Annotated in this window: 3 protein-coding genes and 2 pseudogenes; 4 read left to right on the plus strand and 1 reads right to left on the minus strand. The window is 74.6% G+C overall.

What is annotated here, in order from left to right:
* From AB0E96_RS39585 to AB0E96_RS39595, 3 genes and pseudogenes are all read left to right on the plus strand, one after another.
* A pseudogene (locus AB0E96_RS39585) lies at positions 1-95 on the plus strand (indole-3-glycerol-phosphate synthase TrpC); the annotation flags it as partial.
* A pseudogene (locus tag AB0E96_RS39590) lies at positions 95-418 on the plus strand (hypothetical protein); the annotation flags it as partial. The pseudogenes AB0E96_RS39585 and AB0E96_RS39590, both read left to right, overlap by 1 nt.
* 63 nt (positions 419-481) lie before the next feature.
* The gene (locus AB0E96_RS39595) at positions 482-1,342 is read left to right on the plus strand and encodes a GNAT family N-acetyltransferase (RefSeq protein ID WP_359831479.1); all 861 of its coding nucleotides are present in this window, start codon (positions 482-484) and stop codon (positions 1,340-1,342) included.
* A 179-nt stretch (positions 1,343-1,521) separates the two neighbouring features.
* Here the strand turns inward: AB0E96_RS39595 and AB0E96_RS39600 are convergent, their stop codons facing one another.
* Positions 1,522-2,451: a hypothetical protein gene (locus AB0E96_RS39600; protein WP_359831483.1), complete on the minus strand. Its 930-nt coding sequence runs from the start codon at positions 2,449-2,451 to the stop codon at positions 1,522-1,524.
* Positions 2,452-2,723: 272 nt separating this feature from the next.
* On the opposite strand from AB0E96_RS39600, the gene AB0E96_RS39605 reads away from it, so the two are divergent.
* Positions 2,724-3,476, plus strand: coding sequence for a papain-like cysteine protease family protein (locus AB0E96_RS39605; RefSeq protein WP_359831481.1), 753 nt, complete (start codon positions 2,724-2,726; stop codon positions 3,474-3,476).
* Positions 3,477-3,585: the final 109 nt, after the last annotated feature.

Raw genomic sequence — 3,585 nt, forward strand, 5'->3', positions numbered from 1 at the left:
AAGGGGTCCGCGAGGACCTCGCCGAGCGGCAGGCCCGGGTCTCCCTGGACGAGCTCAAGGAGCTCGCCGCCAGGGCACCGGAGGCCAAGGACGGCCGCGGTTCATCGGCTGGGGCCTCGCCGTCGCCGAGGCGCTGCTCGACGGGCCGCGCGAGGTCGCCGTGGTCGGCCCCGACGGAGACCCGGCCACCGCGGCGCTGCGACGGGCCGCGCTGCTCGCGACGGCACCGGGCGCGGTGGTCGCGGTCGGTGCGCCGGGGGAGGCCGGGGAGGCTGGGGAGGCCGAGGTGCCGCTGCTGGCCGACCGGCCGCTGGTCGGCGGGGCGCCCGCGGCCTACGTCTGCCGGCACTTCGCCTGCGACGCCCCGACCACCGACCCGGCGGCGCTGGCCGAGAAGTTGGGCGTGGCGGTCGAGTAGCGGGCGCACGGTGGCGGCCGGAAAGCAGTTGGCGAGCGCCTCCGGTCCGGGCCACCATGGGCCATGGCCTGGACGTTCAGCACCTCCCTCGACGAGTTCCGCGACCGGGCGGGCGCCTTCCTGGCGGCCCGCCCCGCCGAGAACACCGTCCTGCTCACCATCGCGCACCGGCTGGCCGAGTCCGGCCCGACGGTGTTCGGCGAGCCACCGGTCTTCGGCTGGTGGCAGGCCGAGGAGGGCGGCCCGGTCGCGGGAGCCTTCCTCCAGACGCCGCCGTTCGACCCCCGGCTCTCCTTCATGCCGCCGGCCGCGGCCGCCGAACTGGCGACCGCCCTGGCCGCCGCCGGCGCCGGGTTCACCACGGTGACCGGCGTCGGCGGGGGCGCCGACGCGGTCCGCGCCTTCGCCGAGGCCTGGACGGACGCCACCGGCACCGAACAGTCCGTCCGCTTCGACGAACGGCTCTACCGGCTCGGCACCCTGGCCGGCCCGCCGCGCCCGCCCGCGGGCCGCCACCGGCTCGCCGAACCGGCCGACCGTGATCTCGCGATCCGCTGGTACGAGGAGTTCCTGGTCGAGGCCGGGGTCGAACTCCCCGACGTCCCACGGGCGGTGGACGAGCGCACGGCGGCCGGCTGCCTGCACCTGTGGGAGGACGGCGGCCGCCCGGTCGCCCTGGCCGGCAGCAGCCCGATCCTCGCCGGCATGTCCCGCATAGGCCCGGTCTACACCCCCGCCGAGAGCCGTGGCCACGGCTACGGCACCGCCGTCACCGCCGCCACCTCGGCCCATCTCCTGGCCCGCGGCGCCACCGAGGTCCTGCTCTACACCGACCTCGCCAACCCGACCAGCAACTCCATCTACCAGCAGATCGGCTACCGGCCGGTGGAGGACTCCCTGATCGTGGACTTCCACCGGCGGTAGCGGCGCCGCGGCATCCCGGTCGCTGCGTGGCCGCTACGCGTCCTCGGCCGGGTGCGCGCCCACCGGCTTCGTCCCGAAGGGGTGGCCGGTGCCCGGGGCGACCTCGCGGGCAGCCGACCGGCCATGGGCCCGCTGCCGAGGTCGACGGCCCGTACGGACCGCACCGACCGGGCGCCGCCTCACTCCCAGTCCCACCGGATCCCCAGCAGGCAGGGCCGGAGGGCCGTCGCCACCAGGTGGACGCAGTGATGGCCGTCGAGGGTGAGTTCCTCGGTCTCGTAGGGGGTGGCGCCGGGGGAGTGGAGGGCGAAGCGCTGGCAGCGGACGGGGAGGGCGGCGGGGTGGAAGGTGATCTGGAGGACGTACTGGCCGGCGCCCGAGTTGAAGCCGCGGACGTATTCGCAGCTGGGGTCGGGGGAGGGGGCGTCGTCGAAGCCGTAGCCGAGCAGGTGGGTGTCGCCGGCGCGCAGGCGGCGGTCGAGGAGGAGCTCGGCGGCGAGCAGGTGGTGGGTCCGGTCGCGGCGGATGCGGCCGGGGCGGCAGTTCTCCTCGGCGCGGACGCCGACGCGGGTGATGTCGCTGCCGGGGTCGCCCTGGTAGAGGGCGAGGTAGCGGTCGATGCCGTCGCGGTGGGCGCGCAGGGCGTGTTGGGAGTCGCGGCGGGTGAGCTGGCGGTCCGGGCCGATCCGGATGCGTTCGATGTGGGTGATGGTGTGGAGCCCGGTGTCGCGGGGGCCGGCGAGGGTGGCGAGCAGGTCGTCGACGGCCACGGCGGGGGAGATCAGGTCGCGGTAGGGGCGGACGGGCGGGCCGGTCGGGGTGGGGTCGGTGCGGCGGGGGCCGAGCAGCCGGGTGAGGGAGTGTTCGGGCAGGTCGAGGACGTCTTCCAGGGCGGCGACGGCGCGCAGTGACTCGGCGCGTTCGGGGCGGCGGCGGCCCTGCTGCCAGTAGCTGAGGCTGGTGAGGCCGACGTTGACGCCGCGCAGGGCGAGGTGGCGGCGGACGCGGTGCAGGGCGAGGCCGCGGACGGAGATGGCGGTGCGCAGGGCGAGGTGGAAGGGGCCGGTGCGCAGGGCGGCGGCGAGGTCGGCTGGGTCGCTCCGGTGGATGGCGGCCTCCTGGGGACGGGCGGACCGGCCGGAGGGCGGCTCGGGCGGACCGGCGTTTGACCGTGAATATTCACATCGGTGCGGCGGTTTGTCACCGGTCCGTGCCTGTTGCGCGGGGGTTTCCGGGGTGTCGTTCACATCCGCGCGGGTCCGTTCACACCCGGAACCGGGGCCGTTGACCTGTCCCTGACGAGGCGCGATGCTCGGGGCCGCGATCCGGACCGCGCCCCCACACAGCACCTCGCTCCACTCGCGCAAGGAGGCACCTCCCCATGCCAGTTCCACGGATACGGCTGCGCCGCGCGGTCTCGCTGCTCGCCCTCGGCGTGCTGGGCCCGGCGTTCACCGCCGCGGTGGCGGCGCCCGCGATCGCCGCCCCGGCCGGGCACCCGTCCCAGGACCGAAGCCAGTACCAGACTCAGACCCAGACCCAGACCCAGGCACAGGCACAGGCACAGGCGCAGACTCAGGCACAGGCCCAGGACCGGGCCGCGCACCAGGTCCGCCAGGCCGCCGCGCCCGGCAGCACGGCGGACCTCGCCGGCACGTACAAGAAGCTCAACATCACCATGCAGCAGCAACAGCAGACCAACTGGTGCTGGGCCGCGAGCGGGAACACCATCGCCACCTGGTTCGGCTACAACTACAGCCAGAACCAGTTCTGCAACGCCGCGTTCGGCCGCTCCGCCAACTCCAGCTGCCCCAACAGCCAGGCCACGCTGGGCGATGTGCAGAACGGGCTGAGCTGGGCCGGCATCAACCCGGGCTCGTACGTCAACGGGTACCTGAACTACGGCACCGTGCAGTCCGAGGTGAACGCCGACCGCCCGATCGAGACGCGCATCCAGTGGAGTTCGGGCGGCGGCCACATGCACGTCCTGTACGGCTACGACACCGGGAACAACTGGGTCTACTGGGGCGACCCGTGGCCCTCCAACTACCGCTACAACTGGGCGGACTACGGGTACTACGTGAACAACGGCACGTTCTCGTGGACCCACTCCCTGTACCGGATCGGCGCGTGAGGACGGCCATGACCGAGATCAAGAGCCTCCGTCGGGCCGCCGCCGCCAACGCCGCCGCCCTGTTCGCCGCCGGCCTCGTGCTGGCGCTCGCCCCGGCCGCGCACGCGGC

The organism is Kitasatospora sp. NPDC036755 (genome assembly GCF_040636595.1).
In the GTDB taxonomy this organism is placed as follows: domain Bacteria; phylum Actinomycetota; class Actinomycetes; order Streptomycetales; family Streptomycetaceae; genus Kitasatospora.

Excerpts from the sequence above, each read along its gene's own strand:
- AB0E96_RS39605 (WP_359831481.1), top strand. The coding sequence starts at position 2,724 with ATGCCAGTTCCACGGATACGGCTGCGCCGCGCGGTCTCGCTGCTCGCC.
- AB0E96_RS39595 (WP_359831479.1), top strand. The coding sequence starts at position 482 with ATGGCCTGGACGTTCAGCACCTCCCTCGACGAGTTCCGCGACCGGGCG.